Raw genomic sequence first — 23,854 nt, 5'->3', positions numbered from 1 at the left:
AAGGGGCGTTTAGCGTTTCGTCTCGTCGATGGGTGAACTTTAAAATTTCTACAGACAAAGAGAAATAGCCTTTTCAGCATCGATACATTGCGGAATTAGAAACAATAGGGCAGCCTGTCATATACAAAGACGGCTGCTGGACACCCGTCGACGATGCCCGTGCAGTCAACCGGGTACAACGCAAAAAGGGCGCGGTGTCCACGACACCGCGCCCTTTTGTAGGCTTTTCAGCCAAATGCCGATTACTTGCCGGCTTGAGCTGGGTAGCGAGCGGGGAACAGGTCACGCATCTTCTGACCAGTAGCGGGCTCAATGACATCACCGCTGTTGTCAGCATTTTGGGCTTTCACGGTCTCGGCAGTCACCTGGGCACGGGGTGCGGCAGGTGCGCTGGAGTAGACAGCGGGGAACAGTTCGCTGAGCTTTTGGCCGGTTGCGGGCTCAATGACGTCACCGCCAGAACGCATGGGGGCGCGGGTTGTGGAGGCCGACATATCCGCTGCCATGGATTGACCGGCAGCCAATGTGGCGAGTGCAAGAACGATGGTGGCTGTGTAAGACGTTTTCATGATGACTATCCTTTTTAAGTTGAAGATCCTGCTGGGGTGGCGGCGGGCCGTCAGAGCAGCATCGAAGGGGCGTTTAACGTTTCGTCTCGTCGATGGGTGAACTTTAAAATTTCTACGGACAAAGAGAAATAGCCTTTTCAGCATCGATACATTGCGGAATAAGAAATAATAGAGCCGGTAATCACGAAGAAAGTACGCTATGGATCGCTTGATGTCGATGCGGGTTTTTCAGCGGGTGATCGATGAAGGAGGCTTCGCCGCCGCCGCGCGGGCCCTGGATATGTCGCCCGCGGTGGTAACCCGGCTGGTGGCCGATCTGGAGGAGCATCTGGGCACCCGCCTATTGCACCGCACCACACGCCGCCTGTCTCTGAGCGAGGCGGGGGAGACCTATCTAACCCGGGTGCGGGCCATTTTGCAGGACATTGACGAAGCCCACGGAATGGCCAGCTCTCATACGCATGAGCTGTCGGGCGTGCTGCGCCTGCTGTCGCTGCCGGTGCTGGCAACCCATGTGCTGGCGCCACTGGTGGGGGGGTTTCGCGTGTTGTACCCCAAGATCCGCCTGGACATTGACGTGGAGTCTTTTTCCGAGCCCGCCGTGGAGGATTACGACATCACTTTGATGGGCGCGGATGCAACGTTCAATGGCGATGTGATTGCGCGCAAGATCATTTCCACTGAGGCCATTCTGGTCGCGTCCCCAGCCTACCTCAAACGCAAGGGCACGCCACAGACACCGCAAGAGCTGGCACAGCATGAATGCCTGCGCGTGAAGGCCCCCGGTTCGCGCCCGCGCGTGTGGCACCTGTTTCAGGCGGAGCGCCCCGACGAGTATCTGGACCTCGAAGTGGAGCCGGTGCTATGGGCCAACCACACGGACACGCTACTGCATGCCGCCTTGAACGGGGCCGGTATCACATCCACCTCCGTAGACCGGGTGACCAATGAACTGGCCAGCGGTCAACTGGTGCGGATTCTGCGGCCCTGGATCACGGGGCAGTTCACCATTTATGCCGCACTTCCCAGTCGCAAGTTTTTGCCGGAACGTACCCGGGTGTTCCTGGAATACCTGACCGATCAGACCCGGCTGAAGGTATCGCGCGCGCAAACAGCCTGTGATAACTGCTGAGACACTTTTTTCAAGGTTGCACCCGCCCCCACTCTGCTTCATACGTCGTCACCAGCACCTGGTTCGACAACCGGTTTACCTCTGCCGGTACCCGCACCATGTCGTTCGGAAAATCAAACAACAGGGGCAGGGTTTGCGGGCTCAGGAAACGCAGGCCTTCAGGTAACGCCTTGGGCATGTGCCAGGGCCGGTGGCTGGCGATGATGTAGCCCCACTCGCCAAAGCTGGGCACATTGGCGTGGTAGGGCGTGGCGTGCAGGCCCACGGATTCGATGGTGGTAACCACGGTCCAGAAACTCTGGCGCGCCACCAGGGGCGACGTGGTCTGGATGACCGCGTAGCCACTGGCGGAGAGGCGCTGCGCCAGCAGGGCGTAGAAGCTGCTGGTGTAGAGCTTTCCGATGGAGAAGTTGGTGGGATCGGGGAAGTCCACCACGATCACGTCGAACATATCTGAGCCGTCTTTTTCACCGCTCTGCAGCCACTGGAATGCGTCGGTGTTGACGATGTGCAGCTTGGGTGAACTGAGCGATCCGGCATTGAGCCGCACCATGGCTGTGTCTTTGGCAAACAGGCCCGTCATGTTGGGGTCCAGTTCGACCAGGGTCACGCTTTCCACGCTCGGGTATTTGAGGATTTCGCGCACGGCCATGCCATCGCCACCGCCCAGCACCGCCACTCTGCGCGGCGCGCCAAAGGCTGCCATGGCGGGATGCACCAGCGCTTCGTGATAACGGTATTCGTCACGCTCGGCAAACTGCAAGTTGCCATTGAGAAACAGCTTGTGCCCGGTCCGACCGTTTGTCACCACGATGCGCTGGTAAGGCGAGGTTGCGGCCAGCACGATGCGGTCATGGTAGAACTTGTCTTCGGCCAAGGTGGTGATCTGGTCTGCGACAACAAAGCCCCCGGCGAGCACCGCCACAGTAAGTGCACAGGCCACTGCGTGCGCGCCAAAGCGTCGCAGTTCATGGCGAAATACCCACAGCGTCCAGAACGCCACCGCCGCATTCAGCAGCCCAAACAGCAGGCCCGTGCGGATCAGCCCCAGTTGTGGCACTAACAGCAGCGGAAAGGCAATGGACACGGCCAGCGCGCCCAGGTAGTCAAAGGTGAGCACCTGTGACACCAGATCCTTGAGCGCCACCTCCCGCTTGAGGATGCGCATCACCAGCGGAATCTCCAGCCCCACCAGCACGCCCACCACACCGACCATGGCGTAGAGCAAAAAGCGAAACGCTCCCGGCGTGTAGGCATTAGCCAGAAACAGGACGGCGGGGAGTGCACCGCCGGCCAGCGCGACCAGCAGTTCAATGCGCAAAAAATACGCCGGCAGTTGCCGCTCCAGAAAGCGCGACAACCATGAGCCCACGCCCATGGCAAACAGGTAGCTGCCGATCACCGTAGAGAACTGCAGCACCGAATCGCCCAGCAGGTAGGAGGCCAGGGCGCCCGCGGTCAGTTCGTACACCAGCCCGCAGGCGGCCACCACGAAGACGCTGGCTAAGAGCGTGACTTCGAGGGGACGGGGTGCGCGCCGGGGGGTGTTCAATGAATGGCCGCCGCCACGATGATGCAAATGCCCAGGCTCATGGCCGCGACCACCAGCGCCAGCGCCACGTTTTGCTTCTCCACGATTTCGTTCCACAAATCGTAGGGTGTGATCTTGTCGATGATGACAAAGCACAGCCAGAACACCGCCACGCCGATGAGCGCAAATACCAGCGAGGCGACGATGGCGCCCGGTTTCAACAGTTCATAGCCCATGGGACTCTCCTAGAAAAAATGGGTTGCATTACTTGTGGCCTCCGCCACCGGAAAACCCGCCAAACGAACCGCCTGAACTGCGCGAACTCGATGAGGAACAATTCTCCACCCGCGGATCACAACGGGAGCAGCGGCTCAGCAGCACCAACAGCAGCAGGGTGACCAACACCACCACGATGATGGTGCCAACGCCCATGCTGGACGCGGCATTGAAGGGGGCCACATCGTCGCGCTTGAGCAGGTCTTTCTTTTCCTGAAGGCCAAACGCAGTGGCAACGGCATCGCTGCTTATCTGGTCACCGCTGGACCAGACCACTTCGGTGCCACTTTGCTCCTGCGACAGCAAGCGTTTGCCACTGGTAAAGTCTCGGTTGAAGGTTTTCTGGCCGCGCTGTACGCGCCAGTAGAACTCGCCGCACACGTAATTGGTTTCTGCGTTGTAGCTGTATTTGATGGTGTAGTGAGTGCCCAGATACGATGCCGTTCCCGCGTTGGCGCTGGCCATTTTGGGCGCACCAGTCGTGGGGCGCACCAGACTCCAGCCTTCTTCCGAGTCGACCAGAAAACTGAAGCCCCGCTTCTGGTTGTAGAGCAGGTATTCGCTCCAGCCAAAGTGCTCGTCATCTCCGGGGGCTACGCCCATGCGGTGCTGAAAGCCCACCACCTGCCAGTGCACGCCCTGCAAGGTGCCCAGCGTACCCAGGGGAATCAGGGGCTGGACGGGTTCGTCCTGCATGGCGGCCTTCAGCTCGCCGCCAATGCCCTGACTCAAGTCGATCAAACTGTTGCAGCTGCCGCAGGTGATGCTCTTGCTGGTCGCGAGCGCCACCGTGACCGGTGCGCCGCAATGCGGGCAGTTGAACTGGCGGCCTTTCTCATTTTTGACCGACTCGTCCTTCATGCCCTTGAGCTGCAAGTCATCCAGCAACACGGCCCTGCCTTGCGACACGGTCGGCGGCTGGCTGGCGTAATCAATGCTGAGCACCTCACCGGTTTCGCTGCGCAACTCCACCATGTCAAAGGCTTGCCCCAGGGGCGGCAGCGTGGGTACCTCGCCTTGCGCACTGATCAGCACCGCCCGCACATTGCTGGCGACGTTGTAGGGCTTGCCGTTGATGGCCGTGGTAGCACCCACCCGGAAGCGTCCGGCTTCGGGCAAATCGCGCTGTGTCTGCAGCGGCACGGTGAAAACATAGGCTCCGTTGTCCTCAGCCAGCCAGCCTGACTCGCCATCGTCAAACAGGGCATTCCACTCGGCCCATGTTCCTTCTGCAATTTTGTATTGCAAACGCCCGATCAGCGTGAAGTTGCGCTTGTTGTACTGACCTGTGGCAAACAGCTGCAGCGGACTGTGGTCGTCAAACAGTTCGGCCATCTTGCCGATGCGCGACAGCACTTCCCCCTGGCGCGCGACGGTACTCTGGCAATAGCCGCACACTGCGTGCGTAGACTGCGCCGAGCGGAATTCGACCGGCGCACCGCAGCCCGGACAGGGCGCGGTGTAGCGGCGTTGGGGGCCGGGTGTCAGAGTTGCCAAGGCGCTGCCTGGATCCGATGCAAAGCAGCCGGCCTAAACCAGTTTTTTCAGCAACTCCGCCTTTTTGGCATCGAACTCTTCCTGGGTCAGGATGCCTTTGCTTTTGAGCTCGCCCAGTTTTTCAAGCGTAGCCATCACGTCTTCAGCTTTCACCCCCACAGCCGGGGCGATCGCGGGCGCAGCAGCCTGTGTATGACCCTGCAAACCAGCCTGCAGGTTTTGCGCCAGCACCTGGCCCAACGCGACACCGGCACCCAGGCCCATCGCATCGCCTGCAATGCCACTGCCTCCACCGCCGCCTTCGGCAAATTTGGGTATGGCCTGCGCGGTCTGGTACTGCATGAACTTGCCCATGTCGTTGCCGACCATACCCATGCCAATTTTCTGATCAAGAATTTTTTGCAGCTCTTCGGGCAGCGAAACGCTTTGTACCGTCATGGCCTCCAGCTTCAGGCCCAGCTTCGCCATTTCGGGCTGCAGGGCCGTGCTCAGGGCCTTGGCAAACTCAATCTGATTGGCGGCCAGGTCCAGGAACGGAATGCCACTGGCGGCAATCGCATTGCTGATGTTTTGCAGCACCAGTCCACGCAACTGACCATCGACATCCGCCACCGAATAGATGTCACGCGTGCCCGAAATTTCAGTGTGGAACAGCTTGGGGTCAGTAATGCGGAAGGCGTAGTTGCCAAAGGCGCGCAGGCGCACCGCACCAAAGTCCTTGTCGCGGATGGTGATGGGCTGCGGCGTTCCCCACTTCTGGTCGATCTGCTGGCGCGTGCTGAAGAAGTACACATCGCTTTTGAAGGGCGACTCAAACAGCTTGTCCCAGTTCTGCAGGTAGGTCAGCACCGGCAGGGTCTGTGTGGTGAGCTTGTGGGTGCCGGGGCCAAACACATCGGCCACTTTGCCTTCGTTCACGAACACCGCCATTTGCGATTCGCGGACCACGAGTTGCCCGCCGTTCTGAATCTCCATGCCCGCCATGGGAAAGCGCCAGGCCAGCGTGCCATCGCCTTCTTCGGTCCACTGGATAACGTCTATGAACTGTTTCTTGATGAAATCCATCAGGGCCATGGCAAGGTCTCCTCGGGTGATTGGGGGTTGCAGGGAGAATGATACACAGCGACGACAAAGGAAAACCGCCTGCCACACGCCTGAGATATGCTCGCTCCCATGAGCCTTCTTTTTACCCCTTTTCACCTCCCGTCGCCCCGCGGTGGCCTGGCTTTGCCCAACCGCATCGTGGTCGCGCCCATGTGCCAATATGCGGTCCAGGACGGCGAGGCCGCTGACTGGCACCTGATGCACTGGGGCAACCTGCTCAACAGCGGCGCCGGGCTGTTCACCATCGAAGCCACGGCCGTGGTGCCCGAGGGGCGCATCACCCCCGGCTGCCTGGGCCTGTGGGACGACCGCACCGCAAACGCCTTGGCCGACACCCTGCAGCGCGCACGGAAACTGGCACCCCCCACTGCCGTCTGCATCCAACTGGCCCATGCGGGGCGCAAGGCGTCCAGCGCCGTGCCATGGAAAGGCGGGCAACTGATTGCCCCGGCGGACGGCGGCTGGGAAACGTTTGGTCCCTCCGCACTGCCCCAGTTGCCCGGCGAATCTCCGCCAGCGGAAATGACGCCAGCCTGTATGGCTCAGGTGCGCGACGCTTTCGTCACCGCGGCGCAACGCGCAGACCGCATGGGCATTGACGCCATCGAGCTCCACGCGGCACACGGCTATTTGCTGCACGAGTTTTTGTCACCCGTTTCCAACCAGCGCAGCGATGCCTATGGCGGCAGCTTTGAGAACCGCATCCGCTATCCACTGGAAGTGTTTGCAGCCGTACGGAAGGCTTTTGATGGCGTTTTGGGCTTGCGACTGTCGGCCAGCGATTGGGTGGAGGGCGGCTGGGACGTGGCGCAAAGTACAGAGCTTGCCAAGCGATTGAAATCACTGGGCTGCGATTTCATTCACGTGTCCTCTGGCGGGATTTCACCCGCACAGAAAATTGCTTTGGGCGCCGGCTACCAGGTGCCCTTTGCACGCGACATACGCGACACCAGCGGCCTGCCCACCATGGCAGTGGGCTTGATCACCGACGCGCAGCAAGCCGAAGCCATATTGCAGGCGGGTGACGCCGACCTGATTGCGCTGGCCCGTGCCTTTTTGTATGAGCCGCGCTGGGGCTGGCATGCTGCGGCGGCACTCGGCGGCGAAGTCAAGGCGCAGGAAAACTACTGGCGCTGCCTGTCGCGGGAGGCCCAGGCTGTGTTTGGCAAAGTGTCCATTGGCATGCGATGAGTGGTCCTGTGCAGGGTCAGGTTGCACCTGGCTTTGAGCCCCTGGCGGCGCAGTTCGCTAGGTCCTTTGCACAAGGGGAGGAAATCGGTGCGAGCCTGTGCGTGTATCACCGGGGTGAGAAGGTAGTCGACCTGTGGGGCGGGCTGGCCGACACGGCATTGCAAACCCCGTGGACGGCTGACAGCCTGATCGTCGTGTTTTCTGCCACTAAAGGCCTGGCCGCCATGGCGCTGAATCTGGCCGCAGAGCGCGGCGCCTTTGCGTGGGATGCACCGGTCGCCCGGTATTGGCCCGCATTCGGCCAAGCGGGCAAGGCGCACATCACGGTGCGCCAGCTATTCAACCACCGCGCCGGTCTAGCTGCTATTGCGACTCCATTAACCCTGGCGCAACTGTGTGGCCCGGACCAGGCGTCGGACGTGCGTACGGCTCTGGAGACCCAGGCGCCGGCGTGGGCCGTCGATACGCAGCAGGGCTACCACGCACTGAGTTACGGCATGTACGCCAGCACTTTTTTCGAGAAGGTCTGCCACGAGCCGCTGCACACGTTTTTGCACCGCGAATACCTGGACCCGCTGGGCGCCGACGTTTTTCTCGGCACGCCACCCGGGCAGGACCACCGGGTGGCCACGCTGTACCCCGGCTCCATGACCGCACGCGTAGGCAAGATGGTCTGGGCAGCCCTGCTTGGGAACAGCACCGAAGCCCACGTGGCCCGCTCTTTATTGCGCGGCGGCCACGCCAAACAGGCCTTCATGAATCCACCGGCACCCGGCGGCATGGGCATCTACAACCAGCCGCCGGTGCGCCGTCACAGTCTGGCCTGGGCATCGGCCACCGCCACGGCGCGCGGACTGGCACGCGCCTATGTTCCGTGGTCGCTGGGTGGCCAGTGGCAGGGTCGGCGCTACGTGGCATCTGAAACCATTGCGCCCCTTTTACGCCGCCAGGGCTGGAGTTCGCGTGACCTGGTGCTGGGCAAGCCCCTGGGCTGGGCACAGGGCTTCTTGAAAGAGGACGACGGTGTCTTTTCGCCCAACCGCGCATCGTTTGGGCACCCCGGCATGGGCGGCGCTTTGGGCTGGTGTGACCCGCAAGCCCAGCTGGCCTTTGCCTACACCATGAATCGCTGCGACTGGCGCATCCGCTCCCCGCGCGCACTGGCGCTGTGCCAGGCGCTCTACCGCTGCAGGCTGGATTAGGCTGCACCGGCGCAGGCTAATACGCTGCTTGCACCGCAGCGTTTCACGCTAACGGGCAAGGCCTGGGCAGCCTTGAGACCCATCCCGTTCGGTATTGGTGCTTATCGTGCATCCTTTTTGTGCAATGCAATTTTTGCGCACCAAAGTGACGCAAATATTTCAAAAAAATAAATCTTGATTTAAATAATTCATTGCGGTATCGTTCCACATCCATTGGATATTCGCGTCAATTGCTTGCGAAGCGGCTGGTGGATCGGGCCATCTGTGTCACCGCAGACACTTTTCACACAACCGAATATTTGGAGTAACGTACTATGAAATTCAATCGAATAGCAGGACGCCTGGTAATGAGCTTGGTGGCCGCAGTGTCCGCCGCCGGCAGTGCCACTGCCGCAGACTGGGTCGTGGGTGCCAACATCGGAAACGTCCCCTGGGAGTTTCAGGATGCCTCCGGCAAGTTTGTCGGCTTTGAAATCGACTTGGCCACCGAAGTGGCCAAACGCGCCGGCAAGACCATTCAAATTGAAAACATTCCTTTCAACGGGCTGTTCCCCGCAGTTCAATCCGGTCGGATTCAAATTGCCATCTCGTCCATCACCATTACACCCAAGCGTCTGGAGTCGCTGTCCTTCGCGCAACCTTACTACGACAGTGACCAGTCGCTCTCCGTTTTGAAGACCACCAAGATCGACAAACTGGAGGATTTGGGCGGCAAGACGGTCGGCGTAGACACGGCTTCCACCGGCGACATGTACGCCACTGAAAACACCGCCAAATTGAAGATCGCGAAAATCTCCCGCTATGAGGGTCTCGCACCCGCGATGCTGGATCTGGCAGCGGGCCGCATTGATGGTTACATCAGCGACATCCCGGCGGTGGAGTACTACATCAAGGACAAGCCCCAGTACAAGATCGCGGCGCGTATTCCAACCAACGAGCGCTACTCGTTCATGTTCGCCAAGAACTTCGCTGACGCAGCCAAGATCAACGACATCCTGACTTTGCTGAAGAAGGAAGGTTTCGTCGCCGCAACCCACAAGAAATGGTTTGGAAGCACCCCACCTGACTCGTCATCCAGTGTCAAGGTGATGGATGTTCCCAAACTCTAAGCGCCGATTTTCTGCCCGTGCGCGGCGAGCGGCTCCCGTCACTCCGCCGTGTAATTCCACCCTCACGCATATATGAGTTTGATTGACACTTTTTTCAACTGGTCGGTCTTTCTGGGCGCCCTGCCATCTTTGCTGGAGGGGCTCTGGATCACCATCCTGCTGGGTACCGTCAGCATCGTTGCGGGCATGGTAGCCGGGCTATTGACGGCGCTGGCACGGCTTTATGGTCCAACACCCCTACAGACGGTGGCGCGTATTTACATTGATGTACTGCGATCAATCCCACTCCTGGTCTTGCTGGTTTTGGTCTACTACGCCTTGCCATTCGTCGGCATCAGGATGTCCTCATTTGTATCGGCTGCGGTGGCGATCACCATGGTCTCGTGTGCTTATACGGCCGAAATTTTCCGGGCCGGTATTGAGGCAGTTCCCAAGGGGCAGTTTGAAGCAGCAGACGCCATTGGCTTGAGCTTTATTCGCAGCATGCGCTACGTTGTCTTGCCCCAGGCTTTCCGAATTGTGACGCCTCCACTCACCAGCAATTGCATCAATGTTCTCAAAGATACCGCCCTTGCATCGGTAGTGGCCATGCCTGACTTGCTGAAGCAGGCAACACAGGCACAGGCGTTAGCGGCTAACCCCACGCCCCTGATTGGGGCCGCATTTTTGTACCTTCTCATTCTTCTTCCGCTGGTTCGTCTGGTCAGTTATTTCGAGTCGAACCATCGTAAAAACACCCATTGACCATGCCGCCGATGCCAGCCCTGATTCAAATCGAAAAACTCCGAAAATCCTACGGAGTGGTAGAGGTGTTGCATGACATCGATCTGGAAGTGCAGTCCGGAGAAGTGGTGGTGGTGGTGGGCCCCTCGGGTTCAGGAAAATCCACCTTGATCCGCTGCATCAATCTCCTTGAGGAATACCAAGGTGGCACGATCCGGGTGGACGGCAACAAGGTGCAACGCGGCGCAGATCTCAGCAAAGTCCGCGCGGAAGTAGGAATGGTGTTCCAGAGCTTCAACCTCTTCCCGCATTTGACGGCTCTGGACAACGTTGCACTGGGTCCACTGCGTGTGCGCGGCGCGCACAGAGAAGAAGCGGAGCGTCTGGCCCTGGAACTTCTGGAAAAAGTCGGACTCGCTGCGCATTCCCACAAATACCCGGCGCAATTGTCAGGTGGACAGCAACAACGTGTTGCCATTGCCCGGGCACTGGCCATGCAGCCCAAGGTCCTGCTGTTTGACGAACCGACGTCGGCGCTCGATCCAGAGATGGTCGGCGAGGTCCTTGAAGTCATGCAGAACCTGGCAAAAACCGGCGTGACCATGGTGATCGTGACCCACGAAATGGGATTCGCCAAGCGTGTTGCCAACCAGGTCGTCTTTATGGAAGCGGGACGTGTGGTCGAACAGGGTGCCCCGGAGCTCTTCTTCAATGCGCCCAAAGAGGCGCGTACCCAGGCCTTCCTGAAGGCCGTCCTTCAACACTGAACCTCTATGCCCATATCCACACTGAACCTCAACATCGACCACGTCCGCGCGGAGTTTCCGGCGCTAGCGAGTGACTTTGCCTTTCTTGATAACGCAGGTGGCTCACTGGTTTTGCGTCGGGTTGCAGACCGCATCCGGGACTACCTCCTCACCAGCAGCGTTCAACTGGGCGCGAGCTATGCGCACTCGCAGGATGCAAGCTCAAAAGTGCTGGCTGCGCGCAAGGCGGTGGCAGAGCTTATCAATGCACCGTTCGATGATGAAGTGGTGATGGGTGGCGCCACCACGGCGCTGATGTTCCAGGTCACCCATGCCATCTTGCCGAGCATTGAACCCGGTGACGAAATCATCGTTACAAACACGGACCATGAGGCCAATATCGGTTGCTGGCTAAGGCTGCAAAGTGCAGGTGCCGTTGTTCGATTCTGGAATGTGAATCCGCAGACTTTGGAGCTGGATTTGCCGGACCTCCAAGCGATGCTGTCCTCCAAAGTGAAGTGGGTTGCGATGACCCATGCCTCCAACATCCTGGGCACGGTGAACCCGGTCAGCGAAGTGGCAGCGCTGGTACATGCCGTCGGTGCGCGGCTTTGCGTGGACGCAGTTGCCTATGCGCCGCACCGACTGGTGGACGTGCAGGCCAGTGGCGCCGACCTCTACGTCTTCAGTTTTTACAAGGTTTTTGGCCCGCATTACGCGGTGCTTTGGGGTAAACGCGAACTGCTTCTAAGTTTGGCAAGTCTTAACCATTACTTCATCACCAGGGAGACCATCCCCTACAAGCTGCAACCGGGCAATGTGAACTACGAGTTGTCCTACGGCTGCATTGGTATTTGCGACTACCTGGTCGACATGGGCAGCCGCCTGGGGTCTTTCGGTACCCCACGCGAAAAAATGCAGGCTGCGTTTGCTGCCTTTGAATCCCATGAGGACCTTCTCGCAGCGCGTTTGCTGGCGTTCCTTGCCAGCAAGCAGTCGGTAAAAGTGATTGGCCGCACTTCCGTTGGCGATGGAGGTCGGGTGCCCACCATCAGTTTTGTCGTGAAGGGGCGATCCCCCGAATCTATCGTCCGTCACGTGGACCGCTTTCAGATCGGCATTCGTTTTGGTGATTTCTATGCCAAGCGCCTGATCGAGAGTCTGGGCTTGCATACGCAGGGCGGTGTGGTGCGGGTGTCGATTGCCCATTACAACTCGGCCGATGAAATCGAACGTCTGATCCGCCACCTGGATGAGGCCATCGGGTGATGGCAACACTGATACGCAACGGTCGGATCATTACCGCAACCGACGACTACGTAGCGGATGTGCTGATGCAGGATGGCATCATCCACACGATCGGCAAAAGCGTAGAAGTAGGCCCAGATGTCACCGTGGTCGACGCAACCGGACTCTATGTGCTACCCGGAGGTGTGGACACCCATGTCCACCTTGAGAATGTGATTGGCCCGACCATCACCTGCGACACGTTTGCAAGCGGCACACGTGCAGCAGCATTTGGCGGCACGACGACCATAGTTGATTTCGCATTGCAAACCCAAACCGACTCACCTCTGGGCGCCATCGCCAGGGCGCAGCGCAGCGCTGAATCCCAGGTGGCGGTAGACTACAGTTTGCATGTGATCGTGACCCGGGTAGACGACCAGGTGCTCAAGGACGTGCGATTTGCCATGCACCATGAGGGCGTGACCAGCTTCAAAATGTTCATGGCCTACCCCGGCGTCATGATGGCCGACGATGCCGCCATCTTCCGGATGCTGCGGCAAGTGGGTGCCGATGGCGGTATGGTCGCGCTACACGCGGAAAACGGCACGGTGATCGATCTGTTGATCAAGGAAGCACTGGAAGCAGGACATACATCACCGCGTTACCACGCCATGACGCGGCCAGCCATCCTGGAAGGCGAAGCCACCCACCGCGGAATTCGCCTGGCGGAATTGGCACAAGCGCCCATTTATTTTGTTCACGTATCCAGCAACGAGGCACTCAAGCACATCGTAGCGGCGCGTGCGGAAGGCATCCCGGTATTTGCGGAGACATGTCCACACTACTTGCTATTTGACGATTCGGTTTATGCGTCAGATGACTTTGAAATTGCCAAATACGTGATGACACCGCCTCTGCGCACCCCGCATGATCAGAAGCATCTCTGGCGCGCGTTGCGATATGACGATCTGCAAGTGATTGCGACTGACCATTGCCCGTTTTGCATGAAAGAAGGCCACTTGGGTTACCGCCTTCAGAAGATGCGAGGTAAAGATGACTTTTCCATGATCCCCAACGGCGCGCCTGGAATTGAGACGCGCCTGGTGAGTCTTTTTGATATCGGCGTGATGCAAGGCAGGCTCTCACTCAACCGGTTTGTCGAGCTGACTTCCACAACGCCCGCCAAGCTGTTCGGGCTTTTCCCGAAAAAGGGGACCGTCGCGGTGGGAAGTGATGCCGATATCGTGCTTTTTAATCCGGCTGTCACTCAGACGATTCAGGCCAAGCATTTGCACAGCAACTGCGACCACACGCTGTTGGAGGGGCGCACGTTACAAGGCCGCGTCGAGAAGGTTTTTTTGCGCGGTACCCTGATCGTTGACGGCCAGAACTGGCATGGTCGCGAAGGCATGGGACGCTTTGTTCCCCGAGGCCAGGTGCGTGCCTTTTGAAAGATTTAGACAAATCTGCTGGCTATGATCAACCCATGATTAACGCCAAACCCACCACACTGGAAGGCCTTCGTTCGCTCATCAATCAGGAGAGTGCGCGTCTAACTCCACGTATGCGCGACGCGGCGACATACGCCTTGGAACATCCCAATGACGTGGCATTGAGTCCTGTAGCGACGGTCGCACTGCGTGCGGGCATTGCCCCGGCGGCATTCATTCGTTTGGCTAAAGCGCTGGGCTTTGACGGTTATTCTGAATTGCAGCGACTTTTCCGGGAACCCCTGCAACGCCCCGTGAAGCCCACTTACCGTGAACGCATCCGGCATTTCGGCGGCGAGCAAACGTTGAACCACCCTGACAATCCGGTTGACGTATTGCAGGCGTTCAGCCAAGCCAACATTGTTTCGCTGGAGCACTTGCAGGCGGATGCTGCAACTTTGCCATTGAAGGAAGCCATCGCTCTGATTCAGAAGGCGAGGATTGTCCATGTAGTTGGACTCAGACGCTCATACGCGGTCGCAGCCTACTTGGCCTATGCACTGAACCGCGTCGGGCAGCCGACCGTACACATTACCGGACTTGGAGGCGCAATTGCTGAGCAGGCCAGCATTGCCAATGAACAGGACCTTTTGATTGCGATCAGTTTCCCGCCCTATGCCGCGGATACCCTACTGGTGTGTGAGCAGATTATTGCCAAGGGCGCCAAGCTGCTAGCCATCACCAACGCCATCTTGAGCCCGATCGCCAAAGGCGCAGAGGTGGTTTTGGAGGTGAATGATGCAGAGCTCAGAGGTTTCAGGTCGCTTACCAGCGCGATGTGCCTGGCGCAAACACTGGCAATGGGACTGGCATTTGGCAAGCGTAACAAACGAAGAAAGCCGGCAAAGGGCAATGCCAAGGATGTGCCTGATTTGCTTGATATTGATTGCTGACGCTCGATGACGAACTTCCCGAAAACGCTCCGGATCGAACCACTGCGCTCTGAATCGTTTTCTGCTTTTGGAGAGGTGATTGAAGCCAGCGAAACCGCCCGCCACTTTACGATCAATGGAGGTTTTGCGGAGCGCTTTCACGACCTTGCAAAATTGGATGTGTCACACGAAGGTGGGCGCGCCATCGTCAGCATTTTTAGGGCGAGGCCTCGAACCATGCCATTTCAACTGCAGGTCATGGAGCGGCATCCCCTGGGTAGCCAGGCATTTGTCTCCATGACAGGTATGCCCTTCCTGGTCGTGGTTGCACCAGCAGCCGAGGCGCTGGAGGTCATTGACATTCGTTGCTTCCTGGCGAATCCGGGGCAGGGCGTGAACTATGCCCGTGGCATCTGGCACCATCCATTGATCGCTGTGAAGCAGGCGACAGACTTTTTGGTAATTGACAGGGCCGGCTCCATTGCCGACAGCAATCTGGATGAAGTCGACGTCTGCGCGTCGTCTATCTGGGTAAATTACAAGGAACAGAAATGACACTGGAAAAGTCCGCAGGGCCGAGAGAAATTGTTGAGAAATTTCTAAGAATCATCATGATTCCTGACCCGGCTGGCGCACGGGTCTTTACATCGCCAGAGTTGCGCATCCGCTTTACCGGTGGCCGTGAAATGCGTGACCCGACCGAATGCAGCGCATTCAATGCAAGTCGTTATGCCTGGGTGAAGAAGCGCTTTGAGCGCACCGATGTGGTGGAGGGGGCCAACGATGAAGAGGCCATTGTCTACAACATCGGGACCTTGCACGGGGAATGGCTTGACCGCACTGCATTTGAAGGCAATCGTTATGTGGATCGGTACGTAGTGCGTCACGGCAAGATTGTTCAGATGGATGTGTGGAACGACAGCGCCGAGTGGCTTCTCGCGCGTGCCGGGTTATGCGAGTTGTGAGATGTCGGTATTCGACCCCATTCCGGACAGCGCACGTTTCACTTACAGCCCCGTAACAGGGCGCAAAGATTACTGCTGGCCAAACGGTGCGCGCCTGGCGGTGTACATCGGCTTCAACCTGGAACATTTCGCTTATGGTGAGGGTTTGGGCGCTTGCATAGGCCCTGCCTCGCCGCAGCCAGACGTGCTCAACTACAGCTGGCGCGAATATGGCAACCGGGTCGGCGCCTGGCGTTGCCTGGAGCTGTTTGACCAATTGAGCATACCTACCGGTGCGCTGATCAACACGGCCCTGATTGAGCACTGCCCGGCGCTTCTGCGGGCACTCGTCGAACGTGGCGATGAATTCATTGGCCACGGTCACAGCAACTCCTTTCGCCAGTCCAGCTTGACCGAAGACGAAGAGCGGGAATTAGTGGCCGGCTGTCGCCAGCGAATAGAAGATTTTTGCGGCAAGCCGCCGACTGGTTGGCTATCACCCTGGATCTCCGAGAGCAACTCCACCAGCGATTTATTGGCAGAGGAAGGGTACACGTACACCTTGAATTGGTGCCATGACGATCAGCCCACACGTCTGAACACCCGCAACGGTAAGACCCTCTGGGCTGTTCCGTACCCCCAAGAAGTGAATGACATTCCCATGGTGATCGGAAGACTGATGGATGGCGCGGCGTTCGCAGACCTGATCATCGATAACTTCGATGAAATGTTGCATCAGTCGCAGCATCAACCGCTGGCAATGGGCATTGCACTGCACCCCTACATCGTTGGTCAACCGTATCGACTGCGGCACTTGCGCCGGGCACTTGCCCATATTGCGACACTGCGCGATCGCGGCGAAATCTGGCTGACAACCCCCGGACGCATTGGTGAGCACGCGCAGTCAGTTCACGCATGACAACACCAGGCTCTGCAAAGTCCAGCAGGGGAATGGTTACCAGCCCCCACGCGCTGGCAACCCAACGAGGGCTTGACGTATTGGCCGCAGGTGGCAACGCGGTAGAAGCGGCGATTGCCACGGTGACCTGCCTGTGCGTGACATACCCCCATTTCTGTGGACTCGGTGGAGATGCCTTCCTGTTGATTTCAGACGCAACCGGCAAGGTGCAAACGATCTCGGGTATCGGACAGGCGGCTATCGACACGTCGGATTACCGAGGTGCCATTCCTTTTCGCGGACCGCGCTCTACCTTGACCAGTGCAGCGACCGTGGATGCCTTGGGCACGGCATTTGAAATCAGTCATTCACAGCTTGCGGGGAAGAAAAGCTGGGGAGAGCTGTTAGCCCCTGCCATTGAACTCGCGCGCAATGGATTTCCAGTGACTGAATCACAGCGCTTTTGGCTGAATTTTCGCTTAGGTGAACGTGCGTGCCTAGCCGACGTTTACCGCGCCTATCAGGTCAATGGTCACATGCCACGCCAAGGCGACGTCCTGACGCAGGTAGCTCTTGCGAATACGCTTGAAATACTCGCCGAACGCGGCCCGCGCGACTTCTATGAAGGCAAGCTCGCAGAGCGCATCGCGCGTGGCCTTGCTGCGGCAGGCTCGCCGCTGACACTGTCCGATTTGGGCGCCACCCGATCACGTCTGGAGCCAGCTCTCCGTGTTGCATACCGCGGAGGCCATCTGCTGGCGCACCAACCACCAACACAAGGTGTGACAACGCTGGAAATCATGGGTATCTTGCAGCGCTTTGATTTGCAAAGCATTCCTGAAGGCAGCGCGGATTATTACCACCTGCTGGTGGAAGCAGTCAAGCAGGCGTTCATGGATCGAAACCGCTATGTCGCAGATCCCGACTTTGGCGAGGTGCCAACGGGAATGCTACTTTCCGACAAGTACCTCGACCAGAAAGCTGGCGCCATCCAAATGGACAGAGCGCTACCTTGGCCGCACGCACTCAGGACCGGCGATACGGTCTACGTAGGTGCTGCAGACCCGTCGGGCAATTGCGTGTCAATGCTCGCCACCGTCTACTACGACTGGGGTAGCGGCGTGATGGTGGGTGACACAGGACTGATTTGGCACAACCGCGGTGCATCGTTCTCCCTGGACCCCCAGCACCCGAATGTTCTGGCTCCAGGCAAGCGGCCATTTCACACACTCAACCCGGGGATGTACACAAAGAATGGCAAGGTGAATCTTCTCTACGGCACACAAGGGGCGGATGGACAACCGCAGACGCTAGCCGCCGTACTCACACGGTGCATCGACTACGGGATGGACCCGATGGAAGCCCTGTCCAAACCCCGATTCCTGCTGGGAAAGACGTTTTCCGATGCAAGCGACTCACTCAAGTTAGAAGACGACATTGCGGTAGAAACCCGCGCCGAGCTGAAAAGACGAGGCCATCAACTCAACGCAATGACCCGAAAAAATCCATTGATGGGACACCCGGGGGCGATCGTGATCGATCCGGTGACCGGTCTGATGTCGGGCGCCCACGACCCGCGCAGTGACGGCGTGGCACTGGGCCTTCCAGATTGAGCCGATTCGATACGGTGCGCCCTGATGCGGTGCAGCGCAGCACAATTCAAGGGCACTTTGCGTACACGCTGCCACTAAATTGCATACAAAGGCTGGCACGCCCTTTGCGTATGTCAAGGCATGAATGCAGCAGCCCCAACCGCAAACGCCATTGAAGTCATAGGCCTGAGCAAGCAATATGGCCCCGGCAAACCTGCAGTGGACAACATCAATCTGCGCGTCGCCAGTGGGAGCTACTGCTGCCTGCTAGGCCCGTCGGGATGTGGCAAGAGCACGACGCTGCGCATGGTGGCCGGACACGAGTCCGTGAGTGCGGGCGATATCCTGCTGGAAAACCGGAACATCACCAACCTGCCGGCGGCCGAACGGGGCACAGCGATGATGTTCCAGAGTTTCGCCTTGTTCCCACACCTCTCGGCGCTGGACAACGTAGCCTTTAGCCTGAAGATGAAAGGCGTAGCCAAGAAGCAGCGCCACATGCAAGCGGGCGATTTGCTGGAGAGGGTCGCCATGGGACAACTGACCGACCGCAAGCCCGCAGAGCTCTCGGGCGGCCAGCAGCAACGCGTGGCGCTAGCGCGGGCGCTGATCACACAACCCAAAGTGCTGCTGCTGGACGAGCCCTTGTCTGCGCTGGACCCGTTCTTGCGTATCCAGATGCGAGCCGAATTGCGCCGCTGGCAAAAAGAATTGGGACTCACCTTCATCCATGTGACACATTCCCAGGAAGAGGCGATGGCTCTGGCCGACACCATGGTGGTAATGAACCACGGAAAGATTGAACAGCGGGGCTCGCCCCACGAAATCTACAACCGCCCGGTGAGCGAGTTTGTAGCCCGATTCATGGGTGGCCACAACATCATGGATACGCCGAAAGGAAAAATCGGGGTGCGTACCGACCGCATTCTGATACGCACCGCCGGCTCTGAGCCCGCCGACGCGACACGCAACCGCGATGCCACGATCACGGACGTCGAGTACCAAGGCACCTATGTGCTGGTGGGCCTGCAGAACCCGGGGATCACGCAGAACGCAGCAAGTACTGCCGAGCTATCCGTCATGGTTCCGGAAGCCACTTTTGCGTCCCGCCCATACGCGCTGGGCGAAACCGTACAACTGTCATGGGCCCCCGAGGCAGCACACCCATTGCATTCGGGTGGCCTTGTCAGCTGATTCTTAACTTGCTTTTCACCTGATTTTCTCAACCCGTCTTCAACAGAAGACTTCACCACGCCACAAGGAGCTTTCACCATGTCTGATACCCCTTCGGAAAAACAACTTCCACTCAATACTTTGGTAGCCCGTCGATCCCTCCTCAAGGGCACCGCAGGCATTTTGGCAGCCGGTATTTTCCCGGCGGTTCATTCTTCTGAGCCGATCGTCTTGCGCTACCTGGGCACTGCAGTAAACCAGGACAAGGCGATTGCCGAGAGATTCAAGGCGGACACAGGGATCACGATTCAGTATGTGGCCGTGACGACTGATGATGTGAGCAAACGCGCCATTACGGCGCCCAACAGCTTTGACCTGCTCGACTCTGAATATTTCCAGCTCAAGAAGCTGGTCCCCACCGGCAACATCAAGGGCATCGACACCAAGCGCATCAAGAACGCTGACAAGATTACGTCTGTGTTCACAACCGGGAAGGTTGCTGGAAAAATGATTGGTGACCAAGGCACTGCACCCAAGAAAGTCATCTTTCTCGAGGGCGAAAAAAGCAAGGTTTTTGCCACCAGCCCGACACAGTACATGTCGCTGATCCCTACAACCTACAACGCAGACACATTGGGCATTCGTCCTGACCTGATCAAGCGGCCCATTTCGTCATGGGCAGAGTTGCTGAATCCGGAGTTCAAAGGCAAGGCCTCGATTCTGAACATCCCGTCGATTGGCATCATGGACGCTGCCATGGTGGTCGAAGCCATGGGCATTTACAAGTACCCGGACAAAGGGAATATGACCAAGAAGGAAATCGACCTCACCATCAAAACGCTGATTGAAGCCAAGAAGCAAGGCCAGTTCCGCAGCCTGTGGAAGGACTTTAACGAATCAGTAAGCCTGATGGCCTCAGGCGAGGTCGTGATCCAGTCGATGTGGTCTCCTGCCGTAACCGCCGTGCGCACCAAGGGTGTAGCGTGCACATTCCAGCCACTCAAAGAGGGCTACCGGTCGTGGGCGTCGGGCTTTGGTCTGCCAACCACGTTGTCTGGACGCAAGCTGGATGGCGCCTACGAGTTCATCAACTGGTTCCTCGACGGCTGGGCGGGTGCCTATCTGAACCGCCAGGGCTATTACAGCGCGGTGCTGGAAACGGCCAAGTCCAAGATGGATGCCTACGAATGGGCCTACTGGATGGAAGGCAAACCCGCGACGCAGGACATCAAGAGCCCACAAGGTGACCTGCTGGCCAAGACCGGCGAACTGCGCGATGGTGGCAGTTATGAGCAACGCATGGGAGCCGTCGCCTGCTGGAATGCTCTGATGGACGAGAACACCTACATGGTCCAAAAATGGAATGAGTTTGTTGCCGCCTGACCTGCAGCAAGTCTCCCCAAAATGAGCGCACCTGCCACCACCCCGAACCACCAATCCCTCCAGGCCACCCGGAGAAATTCGGGCGCGTGGTGGCAGGCTGCGCCTCTATCGCTCGTGTTCGTACTGTTCTTTTTGCTGCCCTTGGTGTTGATCCTGATGGTGAGCTTCTGGAGCTTCACCGAGTATGAATTGTTGCCCGACTTCACCTTCAAAAACTACGTTACCATTTTTGAAGGCTGCGGCAATACCGGCGAAATGTGCGTCACCTTCAAGACGTATGTTTCCACTTTCAAGTTCTGCTTTCTGGTGTGGCTGATTACTCTGGTGATCGGCTTCACGGTGTCGTACTTTGTCGCGTTTCATGTGCGCTCACCCAACGTACAAACGCTGTTATTCGTCCTGTGCACCGTTCCTTTCTGGACCTCCAATGTCATACGCATGATTTCATGGGTGCCGCTGTTGGGACGCAACGGTCTGGTTAATCAGGGACTGGTCGGCCTGGGGCTGGTAGACCACCCCGTGGAGTGGTTACTTTTTTCGGATTTTTCTGTGGTGCTGGCGTTCGTGCATCTGTACACCATGTTCATGATCGTGCCCATTTTCAACTCCATGATGCGCATCGACCGCAGCCTCATCGAGGCTGCCAGTGACAGCGGTGCATCGGGCTGGCAAACGCTGTGGAATGTCATCGTGCCGCTATCCCGCACGGGAATCGTCATTGGCTCCATCTTCGTGATCACCATCGTCATGGGCGACTTCGTTACGGTCGGCGTGATGGGCGGGCAACAGATTGCGTCCATCGGGAAAATCATTCAGGTGCAGACCTCCTACATCCAGTTCCCGCTGGCAGCCGCTAACGCCGTCATTCTGTTGACGCTGGTGCTGATGATCATTTGGGGCCTGACCCGACTGGTTGATATCCGCAAGGAACTTTGACATGAATCGCGATCATCGCTCCGGCAGTTTCTGGTTGCTTTCAGCCTTTTTTGCGCTGTTTGTAATCTTTATGTATGGGCCGATGCTGGTCATCGTGGTGCTCAGCTTTCAGGGCCCCGAAGGGGGTTTGACGTTCCCCATGCGCGGACTGTCACTGCACTGGTTTTACAAACTGGCCGACGGGCTGGGGGTTGTGGATATTGGTGCTGCCCTGAAGCGGTCCCTGGGACTGGGCTTCGCCGTCCTGGCGTTCACCGTTGTGCTTTCAGTTCTGGCGGGTCTGGCGTTTCGCAAAAAACTGGTGGGCGGAAACGCGCTGTTTTATGTGGTGGTGGCGAGCTTGATCATGCCCTCCATCATTGTGTCACTGGGTATCGGGCTGGAGTTCAGACTGCTCGATACGGGGGTAAAGAAGCTGCTCGAACTGCTTGGGATGACCGACGCGTTGGAAAACTACGGATCCGCCTTGGGCCTGTTTACGTCGGCACTGGGCGCGCACCTGACATGGACGCTGCCGTTTGGGCTGCTGATCATGTTTGCCGTGTTCAACCGATTCAATCCGGCCTATGAGGAGGCTGCTCGCGATCTGGGGGCAACACCCTGGCAGAGTTTCCGTTACGTAGTGCTACCGCTAATCGCCCCCTCCATTGTGGGCATCGGAATGTTCGGTTTTACCTTGAGCTGGGATGAAATCGCGCGGACTTCGCAGGCCATCGGCGATGTCAACACGCTGCCCCTTGAACTCCAGGGCTTGACCACCACCGTCACCACACCGTCCATCTATGCGCTTGGCACGGTAACGACAGTCGTCTCATTTGTGGTTCTCGGTGCCGCAGTGGGTCTGGCTGCTTTACTCAACCGCCGAAAAGCTGCTGCAGGCAGAAGATGACCTCCGTCCCCGCTTTTTCAACGGCGCTTGCGTTGGCTCAGGCCTATGCCAAAGGTCAAACCACTCCAGCGGAGGTTACCGAACAGGCCCTCGAAGCGTGCGCGTTGTCCGATCCGTCGATCTTTATCACCCTGACGCCAGAGCGCGCTCGCAGGGAAGCCCAAGCCAGCACCCAGCGCTACCGGGATCAATGCCCGCTGGGCCCACTCGACGGCGTGCCCATGGTGTGGAAAGACCTCTTTGACCTCGAAGGCACGGTCACCACGGCCGCATCAATCCTCCGGCGCAATGCCCCCGTGGCGGCCCACGATTGCCTCGTGGCGTCCCGCCTGAAAGACTGTGGCATGGTCAGCATCGGCAAAACCAATCTGTCAGAGTTCGCCTTCTCCGGCCTTGGACTGAACCCTCACTTTGGCACGCCTGCCAACCCTTGCAGCACGGGCTCCGTGCGCGTTCCGGGTGGCTCATCCAGTGGTACGGCGGTGGCGGTTGCCCGCGGACTGGTTCCTGTGGGCATAGGCACCGACACTGGCGGTTCCGTGAGAGTGCCTGCAGCCTTCAACGGACTGGTCGGCTTTAAGAGCAGCACCGGAAGAATCGACAAGACCGGTGTTTTCCCACTGAGTGAGAGTCTTGATTCTGTCGGCCCCTTGGCCCATTCAGTGGCCGATTGCATAGCCCTTGACGCCGCCCTGCGCGGAGTACCCGTGGTCGCCATTCAGGCATGTTCTTTGGTCGGCATGCGATTCGTAGTTCCCACCACGGTCGTGCTGGATGAACTGGAACCTGACGTTTCGGCACACTTCGAAGCCGCTCTGCAGCGGTTGGCAGAAGCGGGCGCCCATATCGCGCGGCGACCCATGCCGGAACTCGATGAAGTGCAGCGCCTGACGCTGCCACACGGAACCCTCGCTGCAGCTGAATCCTACCGACTCCACAGGCACTGGATGGAAAGCGCTGACAAAGCCAGGGTGGATGCGCGGGTGGTGAGCCGGATCGCGCGCGGCAAAACCATGATGGCGCTGGACTTGCTGGAAATTCAGGCGGGGCGCACTCGATTGGCCGCGGCTGTCGCACAGGATCTGAATGGTGCGCTGGTGCTGATGCCGACCGTGGCGCATGTTGCACCGGAGCTAGCTCCCCTCGAGGCTGATCCTGCGCTGTTTCATCGCACGAACCTCTTGACGTTGCGAAACACCCTGTTTGGAAATTTTCTGGATTGGTGTGGAGTCGCTCTGCCCATGGGTATGGACCGTCAGGGGCTCCCGACCAGCCTCTTGGTGTCGGCGCCATGGGGACACGATGACGCCTTACTGGCGGCGGCATTGGCAGTGGAGTCGCTGATGCTCAACCCAAATTCCGTTCACTGA

The 23,854-nt window shown here is 58.5% G+C and carries 23 protein-coding genes; 18 read left to right on the top strand and 5 right to left on the bottom strand.

Annotated features, from left to right (window positions below; all coding sequences use genetic code 11):
* Positions 1–242: 242 nt before the first annotated feature.
* A complete protein-coding gene (locus AC097W_RS08525; protein ID WP_479602060.1) occupies positions 243–569 on the bottom strand; it encodes a hypothetical protein in 327 nt (108 codons plus the stop codon).
* Positions 570–768: 199 nt separating this feature from the next.
* Here AC097W_RS08525 and AC097W_RS08520 point away from each other — a divergent pair, with 199 nt between their 5' ends.
* The gene (locus tag AC097W_RS08520; RefSeq protein ID WP_479602059.1) at positions 769–1,701 is read left to right on the top strand and encodes a LysR family transcriptional regulator; all 933 of its coding nucleotides are present in this window, start codon (positions 769–771) and stop codon (positions 1,699–1,701) included.
* Between the two features lie 10 nt (positions 1,702–1,711).
* Here the strand turns inward: AC097W_RS08520 and AC097W_RS08515 are convergent, their stop codons facing one another.
* Genes AC097W_RS08515 through AC097W_RS08500 form a run of 4 tightly spaced genes read right to left on the bottom strand, consistent with a single transcriptional unit; the run spans position 1,712 to position 6,079 of the window.
* Entirely contained in the window at positions 1,712–3,253 is a 1,542-nt protein-coding gene (locus tag AC097W_RS08515) for a polyamine aminopropyltransferase (RefSeq protein ID WP_479602058.1), read from the bottom strand.
* Positions 3,250–3,468: a DUF350 domain-containing protein gene (locus AC097W_RS08510; RefSeq protein ID WP_479602057.1), complete on the bottom strand. Its 219-nt coding sequence runs from the start codon at positions 3,466–3,468 to the stop codon at positions 3,250–3,252. Before AC097W_RS08510 ends, AC097W_RS08515 begins: the two co-directional genes overlap by 4 nt.
* Before the next feature lie 28 nt (positions 3,469–3,496).
* Positions 3,497–5,005, bottom strand: coding sequence for a DUF4178 domain-containing protein (locus AC097W_RS08505; RefSeq protein ID WP_479602056.1), 1,509 nt, complete (start codon positions 5,003–5,005; stop codon positions 3,497–3,499).
* Between the two features lie 33 nt (positions 5,006–5,038).
* Positions 5,039–6,079: an SPFH domain-containing protein gene (locus AC097W_RS08500; RefSeq protein ID WP_479602055.1), complete on the bottom strand. Its 1,041-nt coding sequence runs from the start codon at positions 6,077–6,079 to the stop codon at positions 5,039–5,041.
* Positions 6,080–6,178: 99 nt separating this feature from the next.
* Between AC097W_RS08500 and AC097W_RS08495 the strand changes: the two genes are divergently transcribed.
* From AC097W_RS08495 to AC097W_RS08415, 17 genes are all read left to right on the top strand, one after another.
* Complete coding sequence (locus tag AC097W_RS08495) at positions 6,179–7,300, top strand: NADH:flavin oxidoreductase/NADH oxidase (protein WP_479602054.1); 1,122 nt, start codon at positions 6,179–6,181, stop codon at positions 7,298–7,300.
* Positions 7,297–8,502, top strand: coding sequence for a serine hydrolase domain-containing protein (locus AC097W_RS08490; RefSeq protein ID WP_479602053.1), 1,206 nt, complete (start codon positions 7,297–7,299; stop codon positions 8,500–8,502). The genes AC097W_RS08495 and AC097W_RS08490 overlap by 4 nt, the downstream gene beginning before the upstream one ends.
* Positions 8,503–8,816: 314 nt before the next feature.
* Positions 8,817–9,611 carry a transporter substrate-binding domain-containing protein gene (locus tag AC097W_RS08485; protein ID WP_479602052.1) on the top strand — a complete coding sequence of 265 codons (795 nt, stop codon included), beginning with the start codon at positions 8,817–8,819 and terminating at the stop codon, positions 9,609–9,611.
* 72 nt (positions 9,612–9,683) lie between these two features.
* On the top strand, positions 9,684–10,355 hold the full coding sequence (locus AC097W_RS08480) for an amino acid ABC transporter permease (RefSeq protein WP_479602051.1): 672 nt from the start codon (positions 9,684–9,686) through the stop codon (positions 10,353–10,355).
* Between the two features lie 2 nt (positions 10,356–10,357).
* Entirely contained in the window at positions 10,358–11,101 is a 744-nt protein-coding gene (locus tag AC097W_RS08475) for an amino acid ABC transporter ATP-binding protein (protein ID WP_479602050.1), read from the top strand.
* Between the two features lie 6 nt (positions 11,102–11,107).
* The gene (locus AC097W_RS08470; RefSeq protein WP_479602049.1) at positions 11,108–12,349 is read left to right on the top strand and encodes a cysteine desulfurase-like protein; all 1,242 of its coding nucleotides are present in this window, start codon (positions 11,108–11,110) and stop codon (positions 12,347–12,349) included.
* Positions 12,349–13,758, top strand: coding sequence for a dihydropyrimidinase (gene hydA, locus AC097W_RS08465; protein ID WP_479602048.1), 1,410 nt, complete (start codon positions 12,349–12,351; stop codon positions 13,756–13,758). The genes AC097W_RS08470 and hydA overlap by 1 nt, the downstream gene beginning before the upstream one ends.
* A 35-nt stretch (positions 13,759–13,793) precedes the next feature.
* A complete protein-coding gene (locus AC097W_RS08460; RefSeq protein ID WP_479602047.1) occupies positions 13,794–14,690 on the top strand; it encodes a MurR/RpiR family transcriptional regulator in 897 nt (298 codons plus the stop codon).
* A 6-nt stretch (positions 14,691–14,696) separates the two neighbouring features.
* Positions 14,697–15,224, top strand: a complete 528-nt coding sequence (locus tag AC097W_RS08455) for an ureidoglycolate lyase (protein WP_479602046.1) — start codon at positions 14,697–14,699, stop codon at positions 15,222–15,224.
* Complete coding sequence (locus AC097W_RS08450; RefSeq protein WP_479602045.1) at positions 15,221–15,634, top strand: nuclear transport factor 2 family protein; 414 nt, start codon at positions 15,221–15,223, stop codon at positions 15,632–15,634. The genes AC097W_RS08455 and AC097W_RS08450 overlap by 4 nt, the downstream gene beginning before the upstream one ends.
* Before the next feature lies 1 nt (position 15,635).
* Positions 15,636–16,532: a polysaccharide deacetylase family protein gene (locus AC097W_RS08445; RefSeq protein ID WP_479602044.1), complete on the top strand. Its 897-nt coding sequence runs from the start codon at positions 15,636–15,638 to the stop codon at positions 16,530–16,532.
* Entirely contained in the window at positions 16,529–18,124 is a 1,596-nt protein-coding gene (ggt, locus tag AC097W_RS08440; RefSeq protein WP_479602043.1) for a gamma-glutamyltransferase, read from the top strand. Before AC097W_RS08445 ends, ggt begins: the two co-directional genes overlap by 4 nt.
* Positions 18,125–18,244: 120 nt before the next feature.
* Positions 18,245–19,297, top strand: a complete 1,053-nt coding sequence (locus tag AC097W_RS08435; protein WP_479602042.1) for an ABC transporter ATP-binding protein — start codon at positions 18,245–18,247, stop codon at positions 19,295–19,297.
* Between the two features lie 78 nt (positions 19,298–19,375).
* A complete protein-coding gene (locus tag AC097W_RS08430) occupies positions 19,376–20,659 on the top strand; it encodes an ABC transporter substrate-binding protein (protein WP_479602041.1) in 1,284 nt (427 codons plus the stop codon).
* Positions 20,660–20,680: 21 nt separating this feature from the next.
* Positions 20,681–21,595 (top strand): ABC transporter permease, encoded by a 915-nt coding sequence (locus AC097W_RS08425; protein WP_479602040.1) that lies wholly within the window; start codon positions 20,681–20,683, stop codon positions 21,593–21,595.
* A 1-nt stretch (position 21,596) separates the two neighbouring features.
* Complete coding sequence (locus AC097W_RS08420; protein WP_479602039.1) at positions 21,597–22,484, top strand: ABC transporter permease; 888 nt, start codon at positions 21,597–21,599, stop codon at positions 22,482–22,484.
* Positions 22,481–23,854 (top strand): amidase, encoded by a 1,374-nt coding sequence (locus tag AC097W_RS08415; protein WP_479602038.1) that lies wholly within the window; start codon positions 22,481–22,483, stop codon positions 23,852–23,854. The genes AC097W_RS08420 and AC097W_RS08415 overlap by 4 nt, the downstream gene beginning before the upstream one ends.

The sequence above is a fragment of the Rhodoferax sp. GT1R46 genome (assembly GCF_056521285.1).
The sequence above is the reverse complement of the archived record's forward strand: the minus strand, read 5'-3'. Positions and strand labels throughout refer to the sequence as shown.

What these genes read in the sequence shown, in the direction of transcription:
- AC097W_RS08525 (WP_479602060.1), bottom strand. Translation starts at nt 569, where the DNA reads ATGAAAACGTCTTACACAGCCACCATCGTTCTTGCACTCGCCACATTG.
- AC097W_RS08520 (WP_479602059.1), top strand. Translation starts at nt 769, where the DNA reads ATGGATCGCTTGATGTCGATGCGGGTTTTTCAGCGGGTGATCGATGAA.
- AC097W_RS08510 (WP_479602057.1), bottom strand. Translation starts at nt 3,468, where the DNA reads ATGGGCTATGAACTGTTGAAACCGGGCGCCATCGTCGCCTCGCTGGTA.
- AC097W_RS08500 (WP_479602055.1), bottom strand. Translation starts at nt 6,079, where the DNA reads ATGGCCCTGATGGATTTCATCAAGAAACAGTTCATAGACGTTATCCAG.
- AC097W_RS08495 (WP_479602054.1), top strand. Translation starts at nt 6,179, where the DNA reads ATGAGCCTTCTTTTTACCCCTTTTCACCTCCCGTCGCCCCGCGGTGGC.
- AC097W_RS08490 (WP_479602053.1), top strand. Translation starts at nt 7,297, where the DNA reads ATGAGTGGTCCTGTGCAGGGTCAGGTTGCACCTGGCTTTGAGCCCCTG.
- AC097W_RS08485 (WP_479602052.1), top strand. Translation starts at nt 8,817, where the DNA reads ATGAAATTCAATCGAATAGCAGGACGCCTGGTAATGAGCTTGGTGGCC.
- AC097W_RS08480 (WP_479602051.1), top strand. Translation starts at nt 9,684, where the DNA reads ATGAGTTTGATTGACACTTTTTTCAACTGGTCGGTCTTTCTGGGCGCC.
- AC097W_RS08475 (WP_479602050.1), top strand. Translation starts at nt 10,358, where the DNA reads ATGCCGCCGATGCCAGCCCTGATTCAAATCGAAAAACTCCGAAAATCC.
- AC097W_RS08470 (WP_479602049.1), top strand. Translation starts at nt 11,108, where the DNA reads ATGCCCATATCCACACTGAACCTCAACATCGACCACGTCCGCGCGGAG.
- hydA (WP_479602048.1), top strand. Translation starts at nt 12,349, where the DNA reads ATGGCAACACTGATACGCAACGGTCGGATCATTACCGCAACCGACGAC.
- AC097W_RS08460 (WP_479602047.1), top strand. Translation starts at nt 13,794, where the DNA reads ATGATTAACGCCAAACCCACCACACTGGAAGGCCTTCGTTCGCTCATC.
- AC097W_RS08455 (WP_479602046.1), top strand. Translation starts at nt 14,697, where the DNA reads ATGACGAACTTCCCGAAAACGCTCCGGATCGAACCACTGCGCTCTGAA.
- AC097W_RS08450 (WP_479602045.1), top strand. Translation starts at nt 15,221, where the DNA reads ATGACACTGGAAAAGTCCGCAGGGCCGAGAGAAATTGTTGAGAAATTT.
- AC097W_RS08445 (WP_479602044.1), top strand. Translation starts at nt 15,636, where the DNA reads ATGTCGGTATTCGACCCCATTCCGGACAGCGCACGTTTCACTTACAGC.
- ggt (WP_479602043.1), top strand. Translation starts at nt 16,529, where the DNA reads ATGACAACACCAGGCTCTGCAAAGTCCAGCAGGGGAATGGTTACCAGC.
- AC097W_RS08435 (WP_479602042.1), top strand. Translation starts at nt 18,245, where the DNA reads ATGAATGCAGCAGCCCCAACCGCAAACGCCATTGAAGTCATAGGCCTG.
- AC097W_RS08430 (WP_479602041.1), top strand. Translation starts at nt 19,376, where the DNA reads ATGTCTGATACCCCTTCGGAAAAACAACTTCCACTCAATACTTTGGTA.
- AC097W_RS08425 (WP_479602040.1), top strand. Translation starts at nt 20,681, where the DNA reads ATGAGCGCACCTGCCACCACCCCGAACCACCAATCCCTCCAGGCCACC.
- AC097W_RS08420 (WP_479602039.1), top strand. Translation starts at nt 21,597, where the DNA reads ATGAATCGCGATCATCGCTCCGGCAGTTTCTGGTTGCTTTCAGCCTTT.
- AC097W_RS08415 (WP_479602038.1), top strand. Translation starts at nt 22,481, where the DNA reads ATGACCTCCGTCCCCGCTTTTTCAACGGCGCTTGCGTTGGCTCAGGCC.